A 24,358-nucleotide genomic window follows, 5' to 3' on the forward strand; every position below is an offset into this window, starting at 1 on the left:
GGGCAGTATCCACATACCTACCCCGGCACGCCACACCCACCTAGCATGACAATTGCATTACACTTTTATGACAATCATCCCGCTGCGGAGGCACAGACGATGAAAATACGCGCAACGGTCATTTGCGAACACGAGGGGCATATTCTCTTCGTGCGCAAGGCCAGATCAAAATGGGCTTTGCCGGGCGGCAAGGTCGAGCGGGACGAGCGGCCGGTCGGCGCGGCAGAACGCGAGCTGGAAGAAGAAACCGGGTTGAACGTGGACGGGTTGCTCTACTTGCAGGAGCTTAAGGCCCGCGACACCGTGCACCATGTGTTCGAAGCGTCGGTGGTGAACATCGCCGATGCAAAACCTTGCAATGAAATAATCGATTGCCAGTGGCACCCCTATCGCGCCATGGACGACCTGGACACCACCGACACTACCCGTCACATCGTCAAATCCTTCCTACGTCGCCTGTAGTTCAGCACTTTGGCCGCTGGCCAACAGACCGCGCTTGACCACGCCATTCTCTTTCTGCCGTTCGACAAAGGATTTGACGAACGCGGCAGCGGCTGCGTGCGCCACCGGTACTGCCATGGCTTGGCGAATGGTCATGAAGTCGTCCTCCACCAGGCGCCATTGATCAGAAACCCGGGTTTGCAGGAAATCCCGCACGCCCGCCGCCGCATCCAGGCCCTGCTCGGCAAACCAGTCCACCGCGGCGGCTGAGGTGGGCGCGCGCACCAGTTCGGCGTGCTGCAGCGTGCGGCTCAGGTACAGGTCGTAGGCCGCGCCCTGACCAACGGCAATGCGCCGGCCCGGTGCGTCCATCTGCGCTACTTGGCTCAGTGCCGAATCACCGCGCACCAGATACGTGCCCTTGATGGCCACGTAAGGCGCACTGAAGGCAATTTCCTCTTCGCGCACCGGCTCGATCGCCAGGAACGCCACGCGCCACACGTCATCGGCCAAGGCAGCAAAGACCTTGCCCGCCGCCTCAAAGGTGATCAGCTCCAGGCCCACCCCCAATTCCTCGGCCAACGCCTTGGCCAATACCACCGAAACACCCTGAGGCTCGCCCCCGCACCGCGTTGCGCCAGCACCGGGTTACCCAGATTGATGGCGGCGCGCAGCACCCCATCGGGGGCCAACTGTTGCAGTACCTTGGGGTCAATCATCGAGCGCTCCTAGACGAATTCATTGCACGGTTTTGCGAATCACAAACGGCGGTACGCCGCCGTGTTCAAGGTACCCAAGCGCTTGCAGTGAGTCGAGTAGTGAGTGTTTGAAGGGAATCGCGTGAGCGTCGCCCGCACCCAGTGCTGGTGGGGGCAGGTTGTGGTGAGCGGGCAAGCCCGCTCAACCGATAAACGTTTGAGAATCCGCCCGGTCGCACCACCGAGGCGCCTGCATCGCAGCGGTGCGGCGATCCGACAAGCCAGCTCCCACAGAAAAGCCCACTGCATACGCCGAGCCGCTCTTGATCTACACCACTCAGGTCGGCTACTAGGCCGCCGTGCTCTGCTTTTGATCTTGATCTTGATCTGAGGCGCCCCGTCAACCACGCTGGCCGCACGCCGAGCCTAAGCGAGGTGCCGAGTGGTGGGGCAAGAGCCCTTTGGTTACTTTGGGGCTTTTCCAAAGTGACCCGCCGTAAGGGCGGAACCATAACCCGCCGTTACCCCAAAAACGGATATACCCCCGCCCCCTCAACCTCAAGACCGCGGCTTCCCCCCACTACCCTGGCCTGCCCCCGCAAATACAACGCCTCCACCAACTTCTGCCGCTCCCCCTGCGGCAGCCCACTGGCAAACTGCGCCAACGTCGCATCCACCAACGCCCTGAGCGCCGCATCAGCCTCACGCGCCTTGGCCAACTGCGCCACCAACACCTCACGATCCAATGTCGGCGCCTCCAACTGCTTGATCACCCCCATGCGCGCCTCACGCCCCGCCATGATCAGCGGCTGACTGTCAGCACTGTTATGCCGCAACAATTGGCGCAACTCACGGCGCCGTTCCGGCGGCAACCTGACCATCGCCTGGCGCAACCCATGCTGGTTAACCACCCCCTCAGCCGGCTTGGCGCCGATGGCCATCCAGTGATAAAGCCCACCGCCCACCCCGCCGATCAAAAATACATTGAGCAGGATCGAAACAAACAACCACGGTTTCAAGGATCTGGCGGTCATTGTTCGGCTTCCTCGGCATTGACGGTAAAGACGACTTCCGCATCGCCCTGGTCGAAGACACTCGGCAGCACTTCAGATGACAACATCGGCAGCGGCACGCTCATGGAAGCCACCAGCATCCCCGTGACGATGCCGGCAATGCCCACGCCCACCAGGCCCGCAGGCGATAACCAACCGGCATAGCGTGACCAGAACGAGCGTGGCGCCGATTGGCGTATCTCCCGGATCAAGGCCGGGTCCGCGAACGCGGGGGCATGGCTGTCCAACCGGCGGTCGAGCCAGCGCGCCTGGTGCACGGCGTCAAGGGCGTTAACATCACCGCTGTCGAGCAACGCCTGGGCGGCGACCTGTTCAGCCGCAGGCCAGCGATGCAGGTCGGCTCCGTAGGCGTCGGCCAGGTAAACAAAGCGTTCGGGTGTCATGATTTCCCCTTCCCGGGCGGGCAAGCCCGGGTGTGTCGGCAAGTTGGCTGCGCAACTGGCGTCGGGCCCGCGACAGCAGGCTCTCCAGTGCCTCGACGCTGATATTCATCAGGGCCGCGGCGTCGATATTCGACAGTTCCTGGTAATACTGCAGCACGACGGCTTCGCGCTGGCGTTCCGGCAAGGCCGCCAACGCAGCGGCCATGCGTGCGCTGCGGTCCAGGGTTTCGAGCTGTTCATCCGGTGACGGCGCACTGTCTACCAGCTCCAGCGCGTGCTCATCGCTCAACGGGCGCTCCTTGCGCCGTCGCAGGCGGTCATGACACAGGTTGAGCGCGACCCGGTGCAGCCAGGTGTCGAAGCGTGCCTCGCCGCTGCGCCAGTTGGCCGCCTGGCGCCAGATACGCAGGAAGCTCTCCTGGGCCACATCTTTGGCCTCGTCGGCATCGCCCAGGATCCGACTGGCGAGCGCCAGCAAACGCGGCAGTTTGCGCGTCACCATTTCGTTGACGGCGGCAGGTTCGTTATTGCCGATACGCGCCAGCAGTTCAACGTCCGGATCGGTGTCTTTCAATCGGCTGATTCTCAGGGCCAAGGGTCAGGTGTTCAACGGATCCAATGCCCTTCGCGCCAATACCAGTTCGGGCCATGCGCTTCCCAATGGCCCGGCTCCCAACGTGCATTGCGCATCACCGGCTGCCAGTGGCCAGGCACCCAGCCGTAGCCGCGCCCTTCCCAACGCCAGTGCCCACGGTCCCAGGCGTAACCGGGGCGCTCGACGGGGATCACCTCCACACGCTGCGGCGGCGGTGCCTGCTGGATGATGATTTCGCTCTGGGCAAACGTCGGGGTGCTGATAAACGCGGCAAGGGCCAGCGGAGCAAGCAAGGCAAAACGCAAATTGGCCAGGGGTCTCATGGCAACTCCTTCATGCAACGAGCGAAAGTGCAGGTTGCTGATGGGTTGAACGGCGGGAGTGGAAAAATCCGTCGCGGGCGGCGCAGTTTTTTTTGGGCAGGGCTCGAGCGCAGTATTGCTCAGGGGATGGCGGGGTTTGATGAAATGTTTGAAAGCTTCGCGACGGATTTACCTAGGCGCCGACGTTGAAGGATTAACGCAGGTAAACCCAAGAGGAAACACCATGTACCGTCGTCTTACCATGCTGGTTGCCGCCTTGCTGATCGTCAGCCTCAGCGGCTGCGTGATCCTGCCGGAGCACCGCCATTGCTGCTGGCGCTATTACGGCGCGCTCGACACGCCAACCCACTCCGTGAACAGCTAACCAACTGCCGCAAAGCCACGGCGCCCGGCCTTGAGTTCGGTGCGCAGTTCGCCGATCAGGTTTGAGATGGAACGGATGCTGTCCAAACCTTCGGGGGACACGCAGGTCAGCAGCAGGTCGACACGCCCGGACACCGGCTCGAATACACTGATGCGCAACGAGCCATCACTGTTTACGGTGCAGTCGCAAGAAAGTGGCAGGAAGCCCGAGGCCATGATGCGGTTGAATTCGACGATGGAAATCATGAAAAGCCCCCTGCCCTGGGCCCCACCCGGTGGTTGTAATGGGGACAGCGTAGATGAGGTTTTGCGCGGTATCGAACTATTCATACGAAGTGTTAACCCTGCCTCATTTCATTCCAAAAACGCCGATCCACTGACGCCAGAAAACCCGCTTCACGACCTCTCGTCTGCTGCCCAGGCTGGTGCTTGACTCACGGCGCCGATCACAAGAGGCTCTTGGCTTTTGGCCACTACCCCGAGCACATCAGCATGAGCATCGCCCCTCCGAGCCAACCCGACAGTGACGTGTACAAAACGCTGCTGGAGTCGACCAAGGCCATCCCCTGGCGCATCGACTGGCAGACCATGACCTTCAGCTATATCGGCCCGCAGATCGAGACGTTGCTTGGCTGGACCCCGCAAAGCTGGATCAGCGTCGACGACTGGGTCGAGCGCATGCACCCGGATGACCGTGAATACGTGGTGAATTTCTGCGTGTCGCAATCGCGGGCCGGGGTCGACCACGAGGCCGATTACCGGGCGCTGACGGTGAATGGCGACTACGTGTGGATTCGCGACGTGGTGCATGTGGTGCGCAAGGAGGGCGAGGTCGAGGCGCTGATTGGTTTTATGTTCGATATCAGCGAACGCAAAAAGACCGAAGAGCACTTGGTGCGCCTGCAGAAGCAACTTGAGGAATATTCCTACCGGGACGGCCTGACCGGCATCGCCAACCGGCGCATGTTCGACACCGTGCTGGAGCGCGAATGGGCCAGTGCCCAGCGCAGCCAGTTACCGCTGTCGCTGATCATCCTGGATATCGATTTTTTCAAGCAGTACAACGACCACTACGGGCATATCAAGGGCGACGAATGCTTGCGTCAGGTAGCGCGCACCCTGTCACAGGCGGCCAACCGGCCACGGGATTTCATCGCACGGATCGGTGGTGAAGAGTTCGTGTGGTTGCTGCCGGAAACCGATGCGGCATCCGCCAGGCAAGTGGCCGGGCGCTGCCTGCACCTGATCCGCCAACAGCAGATCGAGCATGGCTTTTCGGCGGTGTCGAACCTGCTGACTTTGAGCTTGGGCGTCGGTACCCGGCTGGTCAGCCTCGACAGCCCGATGCTGGGTTTTGTCGAGGAAGTCGACAAGTTGCTGTACCAGGCCAAACGCAATGGGCGGATGCGCGCAGAGTTTGCCGAGAATCAAGTTTGACGCCGGGGTCAAATCGCAGGCAAAAAAAATCCCAAGTAGCTGATGGAAACTTGGGATTTAAAAATGCATAAACCGTGGGAGGTGAACGCCCGGCTATAGTAACGATTGTAAAAAGCTGTAACAAGAATATTTTAATCCTTTCGTCGGATTAAAAGCGGTGTAAGTCATTCAATAACCACACATTTTTAAAGGTAGTCGGCGCTATAAGTGCCACTTTTTGGTGCAACTACCGGCTGTATATCACCGTATAAAGAAAGGTTATCGGTTACTGCGGCGCGGCACTGTTTGCTGACTGTTCAATCAACTGTTTGCAGCTATCGCGAAGTTCAACCCCACTGGGTGTGGCCGCACTGGCGACTCGCTCAACTTGCCGACAGAGTGCCAATCGCTCGGCAGCCTCCTCCCGCTGGCGATCCGCCTTGGCGTTGATCTGCACGAAATAGCCTCCCAGCACTACTGCCACGCACAGCACGCCGACCGCGAAATAGCGCAGGCTGTTGGGCGATGGATCGTCTGGCGGGTGCATGATTGTGGAGCGCTCTGCTCTATCTGCGTCGAAGCGCGCAATTGTATGCAAATAGAAACACAGTGATTGTCGTGGATTTGTAAAACACGTTCTCTGCAGCAGCGACCAGGCTCGCGCCTACAGCGCTTGCGTGTGTTGTTGCCGGCGAAACTGCCCCGGTGCCAACCCGTGGGCCTTGCGAAAACACCGCGAAAAATACGCCTCATCGGTAAACCCGCAACGGTGGGCGATGGCGCCGATCATCTGTGTACCGTTAAGCAACAAGGTGCGCGCCAGTTGCATACGGCGGTCGAGCACCAGTTGCGAAAACGGCTTGCCGGTTTCCTTGCGCAGCAGGTGGGTCAGGTAGTTGGGGGACAGGAAGGCGGCGGCGGCCGTATCCGTCAGGCTAAGGCTCGGGTCATGCAGGTGCTCGCGGATATGCGCCTGCACCCGCGCCAGGGCATCCTTGCGCCCACGCCGGGTGGCATTGCTGGCGGCAAACGCCTGCAACGGCTCGGCGTATTGCTCGCAGACCAGGCCGATCAGTTGAAACAGGTAGCCCTTGAGGCGCTCGCGGGCGCCGAAGGTGCGATGGGCATCGAGCTCGCGCATATGCGCAAGCCAGGTTTTCAGCGCGTCAAAGGCCGCGTCATCGAGGATGAAATCCAACTGTTCCTGAAAGCGAAACGGCGAGAGTTCCGGCGCCTGGCCGATGGGAATGTCTTCCAGGTCCAGCGGGTCGCAGGTCAGTTGCGGCAGGAAAAACGCCTGGCTGAAGTTGATCAGCATGAATTCGCCGTCCTCGGGATGGGGAATCACATGCAGTCGGTGGGGCAGGATGAACGCCAGCGCCTTGCGCGGAAACGGCCGCACCGCACCGCCGATATGCTGCACGGTGTCGCCGCCGAGGTTGATCTGGATCTGGAAATACTCATGCCGATGGGGGCTGGTCAGCGCCGCCCTGCCGCGTTTGTCGCGGATATAGAAGTCGGGGCGGTCGCTGCGTTGTTCCATGCCATAAGTGGTGACGCGGGTGCCTGGCATAACGGTCTCTCGGGTGGCCTGGGCACCACTGTAGCCTCAACCTTGGCCGAGGGTGAACTGCAACTCGCCGAGGCCATCGATACCGGCCGTCACGGCAGCGCCGGGTTGCAACACGCCGACGCCTGAGGGGGTGCCGGTGAAAATCAGGTCGCCGGGCTGGAGCGCCACGGATTTTGAGGCGTGGCTGATCACTTCGCTGACGGACCAGATCAAGTCAGCCAGGTCGCCAACCTGACGTTGTTCGCCATTGACCTTGAGCCAGATTTTGCCCGTGGCCGGGTGCCCGACTGCACTGACCGGCTGCAGCGCAGTGGTCGGCGCCGATTCATCAAACGCCTTGGCCCATTCCCACGGGCGTGAGAGTTTTTTCGCCTGGGCTTGCAGGTCGCGGCGGGTCAGATCGATGCCAACCGCGTAGCCCCAAACATGCGACAGCGCTTCCTCGGGACTGATATCCACCCCGCCCTTGCCGATGGCCACCACCAGTTCCACTTCATGATGCAGGTCAGCGGTCAACGGCGGGTAGGCAATCACGCCCTTGGCCGGCACCACGGCGTCCGCCGGTTTCATAAAGAAGAACGGCGGCTCGCGATCCGGGTCGTGTCCCATTTCGCGGGCGTGTTCGCTGTAGTTTCGGCCCACGCAAAACACGCGGCGCACGGGGAAGCGCGCATCGCTGCCCTGTACCGCCAGGGAGGGGTTGGCGCGGGGGTGAATACATACTCGGTCATGGCCTGTGCCTCTTGGTTTATCTGGCGCCAGTATGGCCAGAGGCGCCAGGGCGAAGTTGGACAGGCTTACGCAGATTTTGCACTGGGCGGTGCTTGCACCCTCGGCCCGCGCTCCAGCAGCCGATACAGCGGCAGGCAAGCCGCCTGGATCAGCAACATGCGGATCACCTGCATCGCCGTCACCAGCGTCACTGCCAGGCCCAGCGCCTCGGCGGTCAGGCTCATTTCCGGCGCGCTGCCAGGCATCATGCCCAGGGCCAGCGACAGCCACGGCATCCCCAGCCAAGCCCCCAGCGCCCAGGCGGCGAGCGCCGTGGCCATCACCGAGCCCGCCAGCAACAGCAGCACCTTGGACAGCAGGCCCGGCGCCCGGCGCAAAAAGCTGCGGTCGAATGCAACCCCGAGAGCACAGCCGATCAACAACTGCCCGCTGCCACTGAGCCAACCCGGCATGCTCATCGACAGGTTATTGCACCCCACGCCCACCGCGCAGATCAGGAACGGCCCGAACGTCCAGGGGTTGGGCAGGCGGCACTGCTTGAAGCCCAGGGCGGCCAGCCAGCCCATCGCGAGGATGAACATGAGCCACGGCCAGATCACCGGTAACGCGGGGCGAGCCTCTATGTGCGACACCCCGAAGGTAACGACGGCAGGTACGGTCAACAGGATCAGCAGCAAGCGAATGCTATGAGCTGCAGCGATAAAGCTGGTGTCCGCCTGGCGCTGACGGCCCAGGTGCACCATCTCGGAAGAGTTGGCCGGCATCAACGCAAAGAACGCCGTGTGCAATGGCACGCCCCAGCGATGCAGGATAAGCACCGAACCCAGCGCCAGCATCAGCGTGAGCACTACCGCGACCACGATCAACCCCAGGTGCGCCGCCACTTGTTGCATCACCGGCAAGGTGAAATGGCAACCGATGGCGACGGCCACAATCAACTGCCCGGCTTGGCGGCCGTGGGGGATCTCCGGCAACAACCCACCGGCACAGCGGGTCAGCAGCACCGCCACCAACGCACCAATCACCCAGGGCAACGGCCACCCGGACCAACTGGCGAGACTGCCACCCAGGGCGCCGACGATCAGGGTTAACAGCCAATACTGGCGAAGGTTGAGCATAAGGTTGAACCCGGCATGGAGAAGAATGCCGACAGGTTATAGACTTGCCTTCATCACAAAAAATATCCATTTGTTAAGCAAGCCATCAATCTTTGTTATCAGAGCATCTATGAACCTCAAAGCGCTGGAATACTGCGTCGAAATCGCCCGCCAAGGCAGCTTCACCAAGGCCGCGCAGGCGCTGCATGTGGCGCAACCGGCGCTGAGCATGGCGGTCAGCCGCCTGGAGGATGAGCTGGGCGTGGCGTTGTTCAACCGCGCCACCCGGCAGATCAGCGTGACCGCCGAAGGCCAACTGTTCCTGGCCCGCGCCGAAGCCTGCCTGCAGGGCCTGGCGGGTGCCCGCCGCGAACTGCAGGACCTGACCCACTTGCACAGTGGCGAAATCCGCATCGGCGTGCCGCCCATGTATGGCATCCGCCATATTCCGGAACTGCTGATGCAGTTCCGTGCGCGCTACCCCGGCATCGCCATGCACGTGGTGGAAGGCAGCGCCGATGACATCAGTGAACGCCTGGCCACGCGGCAGATCGATGTGGCGCTGCTGGAGTCAAGGCGGGTTGATCCGGGCTGGGAGTCGGTGCTGCTGGGCAGTGATGAGATGGTGCTGTGCATGAGTGATCGGCACCCGCTGGCGGGCCAACTGTCGATCCCGGCAGAGCGCTTGAAGCACGAGGCAATGCTGGTGTTCGACAACACCTTCCTGCAGCGCCACCTGCTGGACGCCTTTTGCAGCAATGCCCGCGTCAGTTTCAAGATCGCCCTGGAAAGCAACTTCGTGCCGCTGGTGATTGCCGCCACCCGCAGTGGCATGGGCGTGTCCACCCTGCTGCGCTCCGTGCAGGAACAGGAACCGGGGCTGGTTGGCGTCTCGTTCGAGCCTGCGCAGTTCATGCACTTCAACCTGTGCTGGCGCGCCAGTGAATACCTGTCCCAGGCCAATCGACGGTTTATTGAAACGGCAAAGGTGTATTTCCAGGAGGATGCCAGCTCGCCGCTCACCCGCTAAGCGGCGGCAGGCTTATTTGCGCGCCACTTTGTAGCGCACGCAATCCTGGTAGAAGCTCTGGCGAATCGCCTCGGGTTTGAGCCGGGAACGGCTGTCGTAGGTCTGTTCGGTGATGCCCATGGCCATCATGCGCATCCATGATTTGTTGAATTTGATGGTCTGGATCTTCTGCCGGGCGGCGTACAGCGACACCCCCGACAGCTTCAGTTCCTGGGCCCTGGCGGCGGTGCCGGCGCCCCAGCTGCACATGTACTTGTCACCCTCGCGCAGCTCCCGTGCCTGCACGGCAGCCGCGCCGCCCGCCAATGAGCAGGCGATCAGCATGATTCCAACAGTGCGCATTTGCTTCCCCACCTAACCACCTGAAAATAAAAGCGATTCTGGCGAGGATTTGGTTACAAAGGGGCCATTAAATTGCCTTCTTACGCAGGAGATTCGCCGCGAGTCAATGTGACGAGCGAGCTTGCTCGCGTTGGGGCGCGAAGCGGCCCCTCTTCAGCATGACCGAGTTCATCAGGTAAACCGCGGTGCCTGGTTTTGGGGCCGCTACGCCGCCCAACGCGAGCAAGCTCGCTCGCCACATTGACGGTGCTGGCCACAACAAGCTTGCTCACCGATCACCACTGATAGGTCGCACTTGCCTGCACGGTGCGCTGTGAGCCATACCAGCACCACGAGTAGGAATAGCACGACGCGACATACTCTTTATTCGCAAGGTTGGTGGCGTTCAGCGCCAGGCGCAGGTTGTCCTTGAGGTTGGCGATATTCGGGATGTCGTAATGCACCGCCGCATCAAACAGGGTGTAACCCGGCACCTTCAAGGTGTTGGCGGTATCGCCCCAGGACGAACCGACATACCGTGCGCCCGCCCCCACACCAAAGCCCTTGAGGTTGCCATCATGGAAGGTGTAATCGGCCCAAGCCGACGCGGTGTGGCGCGGCACGCCGTAGGTGGTGGTGCCTTCGACCGGGATCGCCGGGCCTACGCCTTTATCGGTGAGGGGCGCGTACTGCACGGTGCTGTTGGATTTGCTCGCACGGTTATCCAGGTAGGCATAGGCCGCGGTGATGTCCAGGTTATCGTTGAGGCTGGCCTTGCCTTCCAGTTCAAAGCCACGGGATTGCTGTTCGCCGTCCTGAATGCTGCAACGCCCGTTGCCGCACAGATGGGTGGGGTCCGGGTCCATGGTCGGCACGTTGGACTGGCGCAGGTCGAAAATCGCCGCCGTGATAAAACTGTTGCTGCCTGGAGGCTGGTACTTGATACCAATCTCGTACTGCTTGCCTTCGGTCGGCTTGAACACCGAGCCGCCGAAACCGGTGCCCGACTGCGGGTTGAACGACTCCGAATAGCTGGCATACGGCGCCAGGCCATTATCGAACAGATACACCACCCCTACGCGGCCGGTAAACGCCTTGCTGTCCAGGGACGATTGACTCTTGGCGCCGGTCCGGATGGTTTTGGTGGTGCTGTCGGTGCTGGCCCAGTCATAACGGCCGCCCAGCAACAGCACCCACTTGTCCCATTTCATTTGTTCCTGCAAGTAAACGCCAGTCTGCTCGCTGCGCGAGGTGGCGTCGGTGGCGAACGCTGGCGTGGTCACAGGCGCGCCGTAGACCGGATCGAAAATATCCAGCGTCGGGCCCACACCATAGCCGGCCTTCGTGTCGGTGCTGGTGTTCTGGTAGTCGAGGCCCATCAACAAGGTGTGCTGCAACGGCCCGGTATCGAATTTGGCCTGCACCTTGGTTATCGAGGGTGTAGGCGTCCATATCCACATCGGTGGCGATGGTCGAACGGTTGGAGGTGCGGTAATCCGCCTGGAGGTTGCTGTTGTAGATGCTCCGGTAAACCCCTTCGGCGCGCAGGTAACGCGCGTTCTGGCGCACGGTCCAGACATCGTTGAAACGATGTTCGAACGCGTAGCCGAGCGAATAATACTCACGGTCGCTTTTCTCGAAGTTCTTCTCACCGTCGTAGAAGTCCACATCGATCTTGCGCCCGGTCGGGCTGTGCAACACCGACCCCCAGGCGGGCACCGAACCATAGGACGCGCCCTTGGGGTCCTTCTGGAAATGCCCGAACAAAGTCAGCGACGTGTCATCGTCCGGGCGCCAGGTGAAGGCGCTGGACAATGACTGACGGCGGGTCTCGGTGTGTTCGACCTGCCCGTCGGCATCGTCGAAAAGGCCGGCGACGCGGTAGGAATATACGCCCTGGTCGTCAATCGGGCCGCTGAGGTCGAAGGTGGTGCGCTTCTTGTTGAAGGTGCCGTATTCCACGCCCACTTCATGAAACGGTGTGTCCAGCGGGCGCTTGGTGACCATGTTGATCACACCGCTCGGCGTGCCCTGCCCGTACAGCACGGAGGCCGGGCCGCGCAGCACTTCGACACGTTCCAGGTCGAACGCATCTTTTTGCGGTAATGCATCACGGCTCGATGGCATGCGCAGGCCGTCAAGGTACGTTGCCGGCGCGAAGCCGCGAATGGTCAACTGGTCAAGGCGCGAGGCGGTGGCACCACGGGTCTCCGGGACCACGGCGGCGCTGTAGCGCAGGATCTGATTGAGACTCTCGGCGTTCTGTGCGCGCATCTGGTCTTTGGTGACGATGGAGATCGACTGCGGGGTCTCGATCACCGCGGTGTCGGTCTTAGTGCCCGACAAGCTGCGGGTGGCCACATAGCCGGACACCGGGCCGGTGGGGCTTTCAGCCTGGTACGCACCGCTGATGGTGGTGGCCTGCAGTTCCATGGCCCCGCCGTTATCCGGGATGGCTTCGAGGCGGTAGCGGTCGGCGGAAATCTTCAGCGCCTGCAGGCCGCTGCCGGTAAGCAGTTGGGCCAGCGCCACATCGGTGTCGTATTGCCCACTCAGCCCATTGCTGTGCTTGCCACGTGTCAGGCTTGCGTCGAATGCCAGCACCAGCCCCGCCTGCTCGGCCAGGCTATTGAGCGCCTGGCTCAAGTCACCGGCCGGAATCGAGAAACTGCGTACCGCGCTGCGGCTTTCTGCGGCGAAGGCGGATTGAACGGTCAGCAACGGCACGGCGGCAAAAGTCATTGCCACTGACAGGGCCAGTGGATGCAAGGGACGAGCAAGGCGCGACATGGGAAATCCTGCGTAATAGAGGTTCTATTAACCATGACGGCCATCTCGGGAAATCGGGCAAGGATGCGAGCGATTTTTATTTGAGAGTTTTCCCGCGGCCCTGCTGCAATCAGTTTTAGCGCTTTTTTATGTAGGTCTCAGAGGGAATTTTTCGCGGTTTTTTCCCTTCGCAGGTCAGCCCTTTCTGATTTTTTCAACCGTTCATCCAGCCGCATCTACGAGCCGGATAGCTTTCGGCCGTTAGCGCTGTTGGAAGGGTTTGGCCCAAAAGAAACCAAGCCGTTCTACTACCAACTCGACCACCTCGGCACCCCACAGGAACTCACCAACCCCGAAGGCGAAATCGTCTGGTCCGCCCACTACCGCGCCTACGGCGAAATCGCCCGCCTGGACGTCGGAAAAATCGACAACCCTCTGCGCTTCCAGGGCCAGTACTTCGATCAGGAAAGCGGGCTGCACTACAATCGCCATCGATACTACAATCCGGATATTGGCCGGTATCTCACGCCGGACCCGGTGAAGCTGGCGGGTGGGATTAACGCGTACCAGTACGTGCCCAATCCTACAGGGTGGGTGGATCCGCTCGGTTTGAATACGTGTCCGGGCGGGGGTAGTTGCAAGCAGAGTCCTGGCAATGAAGATCAGGCGTTAAAAGCGAAGGGAGTCAAAGAGGGGCCACTCAATCCAGCGACTTCAGATATTTCACCTCAGATGGGCTACCACAAGGAAACCTACGCCAGTAAACCGGTGAAACCGGAAGAGGCAGTCCAAAAATGGGATGAGTTTTTAGGTCCAGGGCCACACACCAACACCAATCCTCGAACTGGTAAACCCGACCACGACAGGATAGTTTCAAACGACGCGAAAAGAAGTATTCGTTACGGTACTCACGAAATTAACAGTAAGCCGACAAAGCACCACTATCATGAGGAAACATGGACCCTAGAGTTAAAAACAAACATTATGAATGTGGACAATACTGTTGTGCGAGTCCCATTGCAGAAGAAATAAAATGAAAATACGAATTATCGAGGCTTTTTCCGACCTCACCACATCGTACGTAACCTTCAGCTCGCTAGCTGGAAGTGGCATAGCGTCATGGAGCGGTATCGCGCCCAAAGCTGGCGATATCCTGGACGTGGAATTCGACTTGGATGAAATCTTTTCCTGGGGACGAAATATCACGGCCTCTTCTGGTAGAGCCCCACACATCTCGGTTGTAAACGGTATTACTCAAATTACAGCTGAACTGATCCAAGGCACAGACGAAGAATGTGCAGCATTACAATTCGGCGACTCAATACTTCTTATTGAATTGGACGCGCCAATAGCGGAAAAAACCGGGTTTGTAGACGTGAGAACAACCAGAGTCCGCCTTTACCCTACAAACATTTAGCCCCCCTTACCCCCACGCCACCACCAACAACCCCGCCCCCAACACCAAACACAACGGCGAATAAAACCACGTATCCAACCGAGCAAACCGCGACCCACTCACTTTCTTGAAAAACCCCACCAACTCCGAATCCCCAATCGCCCTCGCAAACATCACCAGCGCGATCGCGCTGATCCCCCATTGCAGCGCGCCATGGGACACCGCCGAAAAGTACAACCCCGCCCGCAGGCAGACCAACAGTGCAATCGCCACCAACCCCAGTGCCACCAAAAAAGTACCTAGCGCCGAGGGTTTGAACGCCGGTTTTGGCCCACGGGCGAATTCGCCGGGGAGTTGGGGGATGGCGGCGAGGCTGCCGAGTTTGCCGCCGGCGGCCCAGTACAAATGCACCATGCTGATGCAGGTGAAAACCCCGACGATCCATCGTGCGATCACAAAGCTCATGGCTGGCTCTCCCTGAAAAGGTGCGAAACAGGATAGTCGCCCTGAGATTTTTTGCAGGCATTTCGTCGGCGGCCGATGGTAAAGTGCCACCCTATGAAAATCGCCCGTGCCGACCGCTCGCTCATTGCCTGGATGCTCTATTGCTGCGTCCTGTTCAATGTGTTTGCCTGCAGCATTGGTCATGGGCAGATGGTGGGGATGCAGCTCAATGGCCTCGGCGGGCAGTTCTGTACCGTGGACCCGCGCACCCAGGCGCCCAAGCCGTCCAACTCCACCGATGAGAATTTTCCCACGCTGTCCAAGGCGTTCGGCTGCCCGCTGTGCTCCACCGGCGGTATGGGCCCGGCGCTCAATTCCAGCCTGAATGTAGCGGTTTTGCCGCAACCCCACGCGCCGCCACCGGCGATCATGGCCGCCGCCGACATCCCTGCCCGCTTTACCTGGCCCACGGCCCATCCGCGTGCGCCGCCCGCTTTTGCCTGATTTCTGCGCTTTCTGATTTGCACCGACCACCGTTTCCACGAGGAGTACGGGCGGCTGTGCGTTGTTTTCAAGCCAAGTTTTTCAGGATTCAACCATGAAACATTTACCTCTGTTGGCGGGCCTGTTCGGCTGCCTGCCTGTCTGCGCCTGGGCCATTGAACTGGCGCCTACCACCATTGATGGCGAACAGGCTGCCGAACCCGGACTGGCCTTGGACCAGTCCAGCGGCGCGGCCTCAAAACTCGGGCTGAGCGTGCGGGAAACCCCGGCTTCGGTGGCCATCGCCAATCGCAATGATATCGAGCGCCATGGCGCCAGGACGTTTCGCGACGCGGCCAACACGTTGCCCGGCGTCAACGCCAGCGCGCCACCGGGTTTTGGTGGGTTTGTGTCCTATCGCGGATTTACCAGCAGCCAGATCACCCAGATGTTCAACGGAATCAACGTCGCCACGGGCCTGGCTCGGCCGGTGGACGCCTGGATTTATGATCGGGTGGAACTGGTGGGCGGCCCCTCCTCCCTGATCAACGGTGCCGGCTCGGTCGGTGGCTCGCTCAACTATGTCACCAAGCTGGCCACCCGGGAGGAACAGGCCGCCGAAGGTCAACTCACCTATGGCAGTTATGACGCGGCCGGCATGGCCTTCGGCGTCAACCACGCCCTGACCGAGCCCGGTGCCGACGTGCAGCATTACGCCCGCCTGGATGTCAGCCGCAACGCCAACCACAGCTACATCGACCGCGACCAGCGCGACGCCTGGAGCCTGGCGTTTTCGCTGCTCAGCGACCTCACCCCCAACCTGTCCCATACCCTGGCGCTGGAATACCAGGATGAACATGAAGACAGCCCCTACTGGGGCACGCCGGTGCTCAACCCCAAGGCCGGCGAGCTGAAGATCGACAAGCACAACCGTTTCAACAACTACAACGTCACCGATGGCCGTTATGAGCAGCGCACGATCTGGGCACGCTCGATCATCGACTATCGCATCAACGACAGCACCACCTTGAAAAATACGCTCTACCACCTGGACAGCCAGCGCGATTACCGCAATCTGGAAACCTACCAGTACAACGCCGACAACAGCGCAGTGAACCGCTCCACCGCCTACCAGGTGCGCCATCAGGGCGAACAGAGCGGCAACCAGTTCGAGCTGCGCCATGAGGACAACGTGTTCGGCCTCTCGACCACTTGGTCCGGCGGTTTTGAGTACAAGGTCAACAGCACCACCAACACCCCGCTGAATGTTTCGGGGAACAGCAGCGTGGACCCGAACAACTTTGATCCTGGGCACTTCTACGATATCCCGCGAACCCGCGAGCGCTTCGGCAAGGACAAAACCAATGAGGTCACCACCCAGGCATTGTTCGTGGAGAATCGCCTGGGCCTCACTGATAAACTCTCGCTGCTGACCGGCCTGCGTTACGACGCCATCGACCTGGATGTGACCAACCATCGCGTGGTAACGGCGACCAACCCACGGCACTTCACGCGCAGCTGGGAACCGGTGACCGGCCGCGTGGGCCTGACTTACCAGTTCATCCCCTCGGCCAATGTGTATGTGCAATACAGCACCGCCGCCGAGCAGCCGAGTACCACCACTCAAGTGTTTGACGTGTCCACGGGTAAACAATGGGAAGTGGGCAGCAAGTTCGATTACCTCGACGACCGTGGTTCGGCCACGGTTGCCGCCTACAAAATCGAGCGCAAGGATTTTGCCGTCACCGACCCGCAGGACCCCACCAGCAGCATCCCGGTTGGCGCACAGTCGTCCAGAGGGATCGAGTTCGCCAGCTCATTGCGCATCACACCAAGGCTGCTGGCGGAAGGCAACTTCGCCTGGGTGGATGCCGAGTACGACGAGTTCAACGAGAAGATCGCCAGCGGCGCGGTGGTGTCGCGCAAGGGCAATACGCCGACCAACGTGCCCAAGCGCGTGGGCAACCTGTGGCTGACCTATGATTTTGCCGAGGACTGGCAAGGCGGCGTGGATGCGCGGTATGTGGCACAGGTGTATGCCGATAACGCCAATACCCAGACGGTGCCAGCCTACACGCTGTTCGGAACATTCCTGCGATACAAAGTGGACGCGCATACCTCGCTCACCGGCCGCGTGCGCAACCTGACGAACGAGGTGTATGCGGAGTTTGCCCATGTGTCTCCGGCGTACTATCTGGGGTCGCCAAGGACTTTTGAGCTGGCGGTACAAACCAGGTTTTAACACGCATTACCACAGGAGCCCGGCAAGCCGGGCTCCTGCACGTGCAGGCGCATTCTTATTTGAAGCTCGCCTCAACCTTCTGCGCCACATCCTCCGTCAACCATGCCTTCCACACGTCAGGATGTTCCTTGAGAAACGCCTGAGCCACATCCCGTGGCGCGCTGTGATTTTCGCTCATGGTCGCCAAGGCTTTGTTCAGCGGTTCAATCGGAAACTCCACCTTCTCGAAAAACTCGGCTATCTGAGGATGTTCCTTCTGGAACGGCGTGGACACCCCGATGCTCAACTTCGATGCCAGCGACCGTGTGGGCTTCGGATCGGGGTTGTCCGCATCCGTCAGCGTCTTCCAGGCCTCGGCATCAAACGGCGGCTCTTCCAACTGGATCAACTTGTAACGCCCCATCAGAGGCGTCGGTGACCAGTAGTAGAACAAAACCGGCTTGCCGCGACGGATTGACGAGGCAATTTCAGCGTCCAGTGCAGCGCCCGAACCGCTGCGAAAGTTCACGTAGCTGTCGTCCAGGCCATAGGCTTTGAGCTTCTGCTTATTGACCACTTCCGAGGTCCAGCCGATGGGACTGTTGAGAAAGCGCCCCTTGCCCGGGGACTCCGGGTCCTTGAACACGTCCTTGTAACGCGCCAGGTCCTGCACGCTTTTGAGGTCCGGTGCCAGCGGCTTGATGCCTTTGGCCGGGTCACCCTTTACCACATACTCCGGCACCCACCAGCCCTCGGTAGCGCCCTTGACCGTATCACCCAGGCCCACCACTTTGCCCTCGGCCTCAGCCTTGACCCACACTGGGCTGCGGCCGGCCCACTCTTCCGCGATGACCTGGATATCGTTCTTGGCCAGGGCGGTTTCCAGGGTGATGGTGGTACCGGGCAAGGTGTCGGTAGGCAAGTCATAGCCCTTCTCGACAATCACCCGCAGTACTTCGGTAATCAGACTGCCGCTTTCCCAGTTCAGGTCGGCAAAATGTACCGGCGCCTCGGCGGCCGAAACCGGCAACGTGGCCATCGACAGCCCCAACGCAGCCAACAGCGTTCTCAATCCTTTCATGCCTTAGCACCTCGCGATATCGCAGCCAACAGCGGACGGCTTTGCTGCCTATGCGCGAAGCCTCTGAATAGTTAAGTCAACTCAACTGTAGTAGAGGTTCCGGGAGATAAGAATGTACAGGGTGTTTATGAATCACTCGCTGGCCTTGAAGGTCACCAGTTCGCCCTTGCGCCACTTGGCGGCCTTGCCGGTCACGGCTTTGAGGGTTTTGGTGAGGCCTTCCTGCAGCTGCTCATTGGCGGCAAACACCAGCATCACGCTGTGGCCTTCCTTGAAGACGATGCCCTGGCCCTCGGCCGAAGAAACAAAGGCGTATTCGCCCAAGCCATAGACCGTCAACTTGATGTCACGAAACTTCAATTCAAACTTGCCGCCTTCACGGCTGGGCAATACCGCCGCGCGAAAGTGATCACCCACTTTCAGTTCAAGGCGTGGTTTGTCATCGACCACCAACGCCGCTTGCGTATCGATTTCGGCGATATAGATGCCTTCCGGCGTCTGCTCAGTGATGTAAACAAAACGGGATTGAAACTGTTTGACCAACTTTGCGCGCAAATCACCCAGCACGAACAACGCGTGCATATCCAGATTACTGACTGCCAAGGAAACGCCCCCACATCGAAAAGAGCGCTGTCCGCCAGAGCGGGCAGCACAAAAAACCGGCCATCACGGCACGAGCACACAACACATTCGCTGAAAAAACTGAAGATAAACCCGCTGTAGCGCCATAAGACTAGTACAGGCGTGCATGACTGACCTTGTGCAAGGTCATCACGCATCACAGGAGATCACAGGTTCAACGGCCCGAGAACACGGGCCGAGCAACTTCAGACAATAACCCTATTAAAAATGCAGTTTTCCGACACCCAGCACAATTCATGGAACCGAATGCCGGCTGACAACGACAATACTAAAACAGCTGCACACGTCAAAACTACTCAAAACGCTACAGATGGGTCAACCGGTTCGATCGAAAGGAGCAGGCCATGCAACGACCGTACTATGACGCGATGTCTTCGCACACTCGCTCATCAAATCAGAACGAGGCTCAATACTACCCCTTGCGTGGCTACGACGGGTACCCGGATTCGGTTCTTTACCAAGTCGTACCCGCCGGCAGAAACTTTTTCCATATCCGCGAAGTGACCAGCGGCCGAATCAAAGGCTTTCGCAGTAATCATATCCAGGCCTGCGAACTGGCAAAAAAACTCGAAGCCATCCTGCACGAACCTCACGGGGTGATCGTTTCGTCATCTTGATCACTTTACCGCGCCGCCGACCCGCAACAACTGCCATACTGGCCCGTCCACTGAAGTTTGTCCCCCTCGGGCCAGGTTTCACCAGTGCAGTTATCTCCAAGGGAAGGCTATACGTGACGGAATTTGATATCGGCGAGTTTTTCATCCATGGCGACGCAAGAGAAGTAGAAGGTGAATTTCAAGCGGTTATTGTAATGCGGGCCAAGCCACCGCTGACCACCATCACCACACACCAAGTGGAAAAAGATCGCTGGTTCAAGACCGCCGACGCCGCCGCCATCGCGGCGAAAGACGCCGCCAAGGCCCTCAAAAGCGCCGTGGATTCCGGCGCGCTGAACTCCTGAGCAACAAATTCGAACTCTGGCGCCCCCCAAGTCTCCCATGCATAACGCCCACCCTGCATGGAGAACGATATGGACGCGCCAATTCCTACCCTTGAAACCCTGTTCGAACAACTGGGCCTGGATTCTTCCCCGGACGCAATCGACGCATTTATCGTCGCGCACCCTTTGCCTGAGGATGTGAAACTGATCGACGCGGACTTCTGGTCACGCCAACAGGCCGATTTTCTCAAGGAACAGCTTCGCGAAGACGCTGAATGGGCAATTGCAGTGGATGAGCTGAATCAGCGCCTGCACCAATAATCAATGCAAACTGTCGGGTTGCTCCAGGCGCAACAGCGCCTGCCAGGCAGCCCTGCACGCTTCGGCCTCATCGCGGCTGGCGAACGCGGTGCCGCGCTGCTCACCGTTGAGCAGCACCACCCAGCAGGCTCTCTGGCCCAGCGCACGCAGGGTTGGGGGGACGCCAGTGCCGATCATCACGGCGACATCGACTTTGGTTTGCATGGAGGTTCTCCGTAACTGAGCCCGTAACATGAGCCCGCACTATTAGTTAGCTGCCTAACGATATTCAGCATGCTACGGTTTTCCTCCCACTGGAAAAAGCTATCCCCGGAATAGCTCCCTTGCATAAACCGCAATAATCCCTAGCGCCCGCCTTTCGCCCCTTCAGGTTTGTACCCCAGCCGTAACCCGCCCCAATGCCGGCCCCGGACCAGGATCGGCACCGACAGATCATGCATCAGCTCGCCGGTATCGCGGGTATAGGTTTGCAGCAATACCGCTTGCTGGTGGCTGCCGCAACGGATGCCGGTGCGGTCTTCGAATTTGCGTTTGGTGCGGTTCTGCAGTGCATCCACCTGGATATCGCCGGTCAGTGCCTGGGAAAACGCCTTGTTATGCGTAGGCACATACCCTTGGGGCGTGCAGGCGATAGCGAATACCAACCCTTCATGGCGTGGCAGCAACGCCTCCTGAATCGCCGGCAATACCTGATCGGTGTAGCCGTCAAACCGGCTGTGGTATTTGCTTGGGCTGGTGTTGGGGATCAAGGTATAGCTGCGGTCGAACAGGTCATCCAGGCTGATACGGTGCTGCTGCACATCGGTTTCGAATTGCGTGGCAATCCGGCTCGCACCTTCGCGTGCCAGGTCGTAGATACGTTGGTGATAGTCATCCAGCCCGACTTCCGCCAGGCGCTCGCTGATGGTCTCGGCCTGCCCTTCCATCTGCACGGCGGCGTCGGCCAGCTGGCGGGTTTGCTGGTCGCTTACGGCGAGGTCGCTGCGCATTTGCTCCACGGCATGGAACAGGCTGTCGAGTTGGGCGCGGTTGGTGTCGGTGCCCTGAGCGATTGCATTAACCTGGCCCTCCACATTCGCAGCCAGGCTGGCGATGCTTTCCAGCTGCTCGCCCGCATGCTCCACCTGTTCGACGCCGGTGTGCAAGTCCGCCGAGAGCTGACGAATCTGCTCCACCACCTGGGCAGTACGCTGCTGGATATCGGCCACCATCACGCCCACCTCATCGGTGGCCGTGGCTGTGCGGCCTGCCAGCCCACGCACTTCATCCGCCACCACGGCAAACCCGCGCCCGTGCTCACCGGCCCGCGCCGCTTCAATGGCCGCGTTGAGGGCCAGCAGGTTGGTCTGGCTGGCGATGGACTGGATCACCAGGGTCACCCGCTGGATTTCCTCACTGCGCTGGCTCAGGGCCTCGATCAGTTCGCGGCTGGCATTCGCTCGCTGGCTGAGCTGGTGCATCTGGATGATCGACTGGGCCAACACTTCACGGCCTTCGGTACTGCGGCGATTGGCCTGGCTGGCCGCCTCCAGGGCTTCGCGGCTGAGCTGAGAGGTGAGCTTTTCGGTGCCGATCATCACTTCGGCACTGCCGACAATCTGCTTGGCCGCGCCCAGTTGCGACTGCAGGCGTGCCGCCAGTTGCTTGACCGAGTAGGCCACGCCGGCTGCGGAGAGTGCGTTGTGGCTGGTGGTGTAGGACAGATCGCGCGTCAGCTCGCCAATCGCGTCGATGGCTTCGGGCACTGCTGTGCGAGGTGTGCGGTGTTTAAGGCGGGGCAGCCAGATCACCAGCAGGGCCAGTGGCAGACAGAGGTATAGTGCCAAGCCGGCAAACGCCAGGCCCAGCAGTATCAGCACCAGAGCGGTGCTCTGCAGAAGCGGCGTCAGCCAGCCGGGCAACCCGCGCACCACCGTTTGCGGTGGCACCGCTGCGCCCATCAGAGATCCGTCTCCAGCCATCTTCGTCACCCCCACTGTTTGTCATTATTGTCGCTGCATTAAACGCCACTATCGGGCCATTATCCATGGGCCTTTAGTGGGGTAGCTTGCAGTAGATCAATGACGGGGCGTAACGAGCTTTCTTGGGGAAAGCCATTCTTTGGGGAATCACGCCGGCGATCCCCCAACTTCAGCGCATCAGGCTTGGCGCTGGTGCTTGTCGATCTGCTCGTGGCGCTCTTGCGCTTCGATGCAGTACTTGGTGGTAGGGCTGATCAGCAGGCGCTTGAGGCCAATCGGCTCGCCGCTGTCATCGCACCAGCCAAAAGAGTCTTCCTTGATGCGTTCCAGTGCCCGCTCAAGCTGCGGCAGCATGCGCTGGTCGCGGTCGATGGCATTGACCAGCCAGGTACGCTCTTCTTCCACGGAAGCGGCGTCAGCCGGGTCGGCCGGGGTGTCCAGGCTTTCAATGGCGATACGGTTCTGTTCAATGCGCTCGTGGTGTTCCACTTTCATGTCTTGCAGCAACTGCTCGAAAAAAGCGTGCTGTTCGGCATTCATGTAGTCATCCGCCGGCATGGCCAGCAACTTTTCCTTTGTCATTGATTTCTCTATAAAAAATACGTGCATTAAGGCGAATAAGGGAGCGTTCCGGCAGACCTCTGCAGGTCTCGGAAAGGCGCCGTCCATTTCAAGCGCCACCCGGCACTCAATTTACGAGGGGCGGCAGTCTAAGGCCGACTTGAGGGCTCAGCAACTGAAAAGACAGGCATTTTTTCCGATATAACCCCAAAAGGCACCAGGACGGGCTTGGCGAATGGTTATCGGAGTGCGTTTATAGCAAGAAATTCAAGTTTGTGGAGCCATATAGAAGACAAACGGTTAGAACTGCCTGATAAAGATCAAATGTGGGAGCGGGCTTGCTCGCGAATGCTGAGTGTCAGTCAGTACATCTGGCACTGATACACCGCATTCGCGAGCAAGCCCGCTCCCACATTTTGCTTCTGCGCCGACCGAGAAATCCACTTCAGCGTTTCAGTTTGCGCTTGTTACGGTATTGGTCGATCACCACCGCCACCACAATGATCAGGCCCTTGATGATGTCCTGGATATACGCGTCCACCCCGACAAAGGTAAACCCGCTGGCCATCACGCCGAGGATCAGCGCGCCGATCACGGTACCGGTGATGCGCCCTACCCCGCCCGCCAGGCTGGTGCCGCCGATCACCGCAGCGGCAATCGCATCCAGTTCATACGACATGCCCATGCCGGCCTGGCCGGTGGCGGCGCGTGCCGAGGCCACCACACCGGCCAGGCCCGCGAGCAAACCGGCGATGCTGTAGACAATGATCAGGTGGCGCTTGACGTTGATCCCCGAGGTGCGCGCCGCCTGCATGTTGCCGCCGATCGCGTAGGTGTACTTGCCGTATTTGGTGTAGCGCAGGGCGATATGGAAGATCACCGCCACCACCAGGAAGATAATCACCGGCATCGCGCCATGGCCGATGGCCGTGTACGAATCCGAGAGCATGCTCACCGGCTGGCCTTCGGTGTAGTAACGCGCCAGGCCACGGGCCGACACCATCATGCCCAGAGTCGCAATAAACGGCGGGATACCGGTGACGGCGATGATGCTGCCGTTGATCGCACCGGCCAGCAGCCCCACGCCCAGGCCCATGGCCACCGGAATCCACACCGGCAAATCCGTCAGGCTGGGGAACACCGCCCGGGAAAAATCGGAGGTCTGCGCCAAGCTGGCGGCGATCATCGCCGACAGCGCCAGCACCGAGCCCGAAGACAAGTCGATCCCGGTGGTGATGATCACCTGGGTCACGCCGATGGCCAGCAAGCCAATGATCGACACTTGCAGGATCATCAGCACCAGGCGCTGGGAGTTCATCAGGAAGCTTTGGTCCCGCACGATCCAGCCGAACAGCTCAAACACCAGGCCGATGCCGATCAGCACCAGGAAGATGCTCAGCTCGGTCGGCAGTCGCCGCCGGTTTTTGACCGGTGCCGTGGCAGGCTTGTTGTCTGTTATTGCGTTCATAGCCAATCACCTTCTTATTCTGTGCA

The 24,358-nt window shown here is 60.0% G+C and carries 25 protein-coding genes and 5 pseudogenes; 11 read left to right on the plus strand and 19 right to left on the minus strand.

Features of this window, described 5'->3' with window-relative positions; genetic code table 11:
• Positions 1–99 precede the first annotated feature (99 nt).
• Positions 100–462, plus strand: coding sequence for an NUDIX domain-containing protein (locus LRS56_13495; GenBank protein WDU65363.1), 363 nt, complete (start codon positions 100–102; stop codon positions 460–462).
• Here LRS56_13495 and LRS56_13500 read toward each other — a convergent pair.
• From LRS56_13500 to LRS56_13520, 5 genes and pseudogenes are all read right to left on the minus strand, one after another.
• A pseudogene (locus LRS56_13500) lies at positions 448–1,160 on the minus strand (transporter substrate-binding domain-containing protein). The gene LRS56_13495 and the pseudogene LRS56_13500 overlap by 15 nt on opposite strands.
• 500 nt (positions 1,161–1,660) lie before the next feature.
• Entirely contained in the window at positions 1,661–2,173 is a 513-nt protein-coding gene (locus LRS56_13505) for a periplasmic heavy metal sensor (GenBank protein ID WDU65364.1), read from the minus strand.
• Positions 2,170–2,595, minus strand: coding sequence for a hypothetical protein (locus LRS56_13510; GenBank protein ID WDU65365.1), 426 nt, complete (start codon positions 2,593–2,595; stop codon positions 2,170–2,172). Before LRS56_13510 ends, LRS56_13505 begins: the two co-directional genes overlap by 4 nt.
• Before the next feature lie 4 nt (positions 2,596–2,599).
• A pseudogene (locus tag LRS56_13515) lies at positions 2,600–3,169 on the minus strand (RNA polymerase sigma factor).
• Positions 3,170–3,201: 32 nt separating this feature from the next.
• Positions 3,202–3,513: a YXWGXW repeat-containing protein gene (locus LRS56_13520; protein ID WDU65366.1), complete on the minus strand. Its 312-nt coding sequence runs from the start codon at positions 3,511–3,513 to the stop codon at positions 3,202–3,204.
• A 223-nt stretch (positions 3,514–3,736) separates the two neighbouring features.
• Here LRS56_13520 and LRS56_13525 point away from each other — a divergent pair, with 223 nt between their 5' ends.
• Positions 3,737–3,877: a hypothetical protein gene (locus tag LRS56_13525; GenBank protein WDU65367.1), complete on the plus strand. Its 141-nt coding sequence runs from the start codon at positions 3,737–3,739 to the stop codon at positions 3,875–3,877.
• Here LRS56_13525 and LRS56_13530 read toward each other — a convergent pair.
• The gene (locus tag LRS56_13530; protein ID WDU65368.1) at positions 3,874–4,122 is read right to left on the minus strand and encodes a DUF1652 domain-containing protein; all 249 of its coding nucleotides are present in this window, start codon (positions 4,120–4,122) and stop codon (positions 3,874–3,876) included. The genes LRS56_13525 and LRS56_13530 overlap by 4 nt on opposite strands.
• A 246-nt stretch (positions 4,123–4,368) precedes the next feature.
• Here LRS56_13530 and LRS56_13535 point away from each other — a divergent pair, with 246 nt between their 5' ends.
• Positions 4,369–5,313: a sensor domain-containing diguanylate cyclase gene (locus tag LRS56_13535; GenBank protein WDU65369.1), complete on the plus strand. Its 945-nt coding sequence runs from the start codon at positions 4,369–4,371 to the stop codon at positions 5,311–5,313.
• Positions 5,314–5,578: 265 nt separating this feature from the next.
• Here the strand turns inward: LRS56_13535 and LRS56_13540 are convergent, their stop codons facing one another.
• The 4 genes and pseudogenes from LRS56_13540 to LRS56_13555 form a co-directional block, all read right to left on the minus strand.
• On the minus strand, positions 5,579–5,839 hold the full coding sequence (locus LRS56_13540) for a hypothetical protein (protein WDU65370.1): 261 nt from the start codon (positions 5,837–5,839) through the stop codon (positions 5,579–5,581).
• A gap of 117 nt (positions 5,840–5,956) precedes the next feature.
• Positions 5,957–6,865 carry an AraC family transcriptional regulator gene (locus tag LRS56_13545; GenBank protein ID WDU65371.1) on the minus strand — a complete coding sequence of 303 codons (909 nt, stop codon included), beginning with the start codon at positions 6,863–6,865 and terminating at the stop codon, positions 5,957–5,959.
• A 36-nt stretch (positions 6,866–6,901) separates the two neighbouring features.
• Positions 6,902–7,596, minus strand: a pseudogene (locus LRS56_13550) (fumarylacetoacetate hydrolase family protein).
• A gap of 66 nt (positions 7,597–7,662) precedes the next feature.
• The gene (locus tag LRS56_13555; protein ID WDU65372.1) at positions 7,663–8,715 is read right to left on the minus strand and encodes an AbrB family transcriptional regulator; all 1,053 of its coding nucleotides are present in this window, start codon (positions 8,713–8,715) and stop codon (positions 7,663–7,665) included.
• Positions 8,716–8,824: 109 nt separating this feature from the next.
• Here LRS56_13555 and LRS56_13560 point away from each other — a divergent pair, with 109 nt between their 5' ends.
• On the plus strand, positions 8,825–9,724 hold the full coding sequence (locus LRS56_13560) for a LysR family transcriptional regulator (protein ID WDU65373.1): 900 nt from the start codon (positions 8,825–8,827) through the stop codon (positions 9,722–9,724).
• 12 nt (positions 9,725–9,736) lie between these two features.
• On the opposite strand, the gene LRS56_13565 is transcribed toward LRS56_13560, so the two are convergent.
• Both LRS56_13565 and LRS56_13570 read right to left on the minus strand, forming a co-directional pair.
• The gene (locus LRS56_13565; GenBank protein WDU65374.1) at positions 9,737–10,066 is read right to left on the minus strand and encodes a hypothetical protein; all 330 of its coding nucleotides are present in this window, start codon (positions 10,064–10,066) and stop codon (positions 9,737–9,739) included.
• A 275-nt stretch (positions 10,067–10,341) separates the two neighbouring features.
• Positions 10,342–12,835 (minus strand): annotated as a pseudogene (locus LRS56_13570) (TonB-dependent siderophore receptor).
• Positions 12,836–13,048: 213 nt separating this feature from the next.
• On the opposite strand from LRS56_13570, the pseudogene LRS56_13575 reads away from it, so the two are divergent.
• Positions 13,049–13,441, plus strand: a pseudogene (locus LRS56_13575) (RHS domain-containing protein).
• Positions 13,442–13,847: 406 nt separating this feature from the next.
• Positions 13,848–14,231: a hypothetical protein gene (locus LRS56_13580; protein WDU65375.1), complete on the plus strand. Its 384-nt coding sequence runs from the start codon at positions 13,848–13,850 to the stop codon at positions 14,229–14,231.
• Positions 14,232–14,237: 6 nt separating this feature from the next.
• Here LRS56_13580 and LRS56_13585 read toward each other — a convergent pair whose 3' ends face one another.
• On the minus strand, positions 14,238–14,675 hold the full coding sequence (locus tag LRS56_13585) for a DUF3995 domain-containing protein (protein ID WDU65376.1): 438 nt from the start codon (positions 14,673–14,675) through the stop codon (positions 14,238–14,240).
• Between the two features lie 93 nt (positions 14,676–14,768).
• On the opposite strand from LRS56_13585, the gene LRS56_13590 reads away from it, so the two are divergent.
• Both LRS56_13590 and LRS56_13595 read left to right on the plus strand, forming a co-directional pair.
• A complete protein-coding gene (locus LRS56_13590; GenBank protein ID WDU65377.1) occupies positions 14,769–15,158 on the plus strand; it encodes a DUF2946 domain-containing protein in 390 nt (129 codons plus the stop codon).
• Between the two features lie 94 nt (positions 15,159–15,252).
• Positions 15,253–17,379: a TonB-dependent receptor gene (locus tag LRS56_13595; protein ID WDU65378.1), complete on the plus strand. Its 2,127-nt coding sequence runs from the start codon at positions 15,253–15,255 to the stop codon at positions 17,377–17,379.
• Positions 17,380–17,434: 55 nt separating this feature from the next.
• Here the strand turns inward: LRS56_13595 and LRS56_13600 are convergent, their stop codons facing one another.
• On the minus strand, positions 17,435–18,439 hold the full coding sequence (locus LRS56_13600) for an ABC transporter substrate-binding protein (GenBank protein ID WDU65379.1): 1,005 nt from the start codon (positions 18,437–18,439) through the stop codon (positions 17,435–17,437).
• Between the two features lie 132 nt (positions 18,440–18,571).
• The gene (locus tag LRS56_13605) at positions 18,572–19,021 is read right to left on the minus strand and encodes a hypothetical protein (GenBank protein ID WDU65745.1); all 450 of its coding nucleotides are present in this window, start codon (positions 19,019–19,021) and stop codon (positions 18,572–18,574) included.
• 404 nt (positions 19,022–19,425) lie between these two features.
• On the opposite strand from LRS56_13605, the gene LRS56_13610 reads away from it, so the two are divergent.
• The 3 genes from LRS56_13610 (at position 19,426) to LRS56_13620 (ending at position 20,342) form a co-directional block, all read left to right on the plus strand.
• Positions 19,426–19,698, plus strand: a complete 273-nt coding sequence (locus LRS56_13610; GenBank protein WDU65380.1) for a hypothetical protein — start codon at positions 19,426–19,428, stop codon at positions 19,696–19,698.
• A 113-nt stretch (positions 19,699–19,811) separates the two neighbouring features.
• Entirely contained in the window at positions 19,812–20,042 is a 231-nt protein-coding gene (locus LRS56_13615) for a hypothetical protein (protein ID WDU65381.1), read from the plus strand.
• Between the two features lie 69 nt (positions 20,043–20,111).
• The gene (locus tag LRS56_13620) at positions 20,112–20,342 is read left to right on the plus strand and encodes a DUF2789 domain-containing protein (protein WDU65382.1); all 231 of its coding nucleotides are present in this window, start codon (positions 20,112–20,114) and stop codon (positions 20,340–20,342) included.
• Here LRS56_13620 and LRS56_13625 read toward each other — a convergent pair whose 3' ends face one another.
• From LRS56_13625 to LRS56_13640, 4 genes are all read right to left on the minus strand, one after another.
• On the minus strand, positions 20,343–20,546 hold the full coding sequence (locus tag LRS56_13625) for a hypothetical protein (protein ID WDU65383.1): 204 nt from the start codon (positions 20,544–20,546) through the stop codon (positions 20,343–20,345).
• A 140-nt stretch (positions 20,547–20,686) separates the two neighbouring features.
• A complete protein-coding gene (locus tag LRS56_13630; GenBank protein WDU65384.1) occupies positions 20,687–22,282 on the minus strand; it encodes a methyl-accepting chemotaxis protein in 1,596 nt (531 codons plus the stop codon).
• 198 nt (positions 22,283–22,480) lie between these two features.
• Positions 22,481–22,885, minus strand: a complete 405-nt coding sequence (locus tag LRS56_13635) for a TraR/DksA C4-type zinc finger protein (protein ID WDU65385.1) — start codon at positions 22,883–22,885, stop codon at positions 22,481–22,483.
• Between the two features lie 424 nt (positions 22,886–23,309).
• On the minus strand, positions 23,310–24,332 hold the full coding sequence (locus LRS56_13640; GenBank protein ID WDU65386.1) for an ABC transporter permease: 1,023 nt from the start codon (positions 24,330–24,332) through the stop codon (positions 23,310–23,312).
• Positions 24,333–24,358 lie beyond the last annotated feature (26 nt).

It is taken from the genome of Pseudomonas poae (assembly GCA_028869255.1).
Classification (GTDB): Bacteria; Pseudomonadota; Gammaproteobacteria; order Pseudomonadales; family Pseudomonadaceae; genus Aquipseudomonas; species Aquipseudomonas poae_C.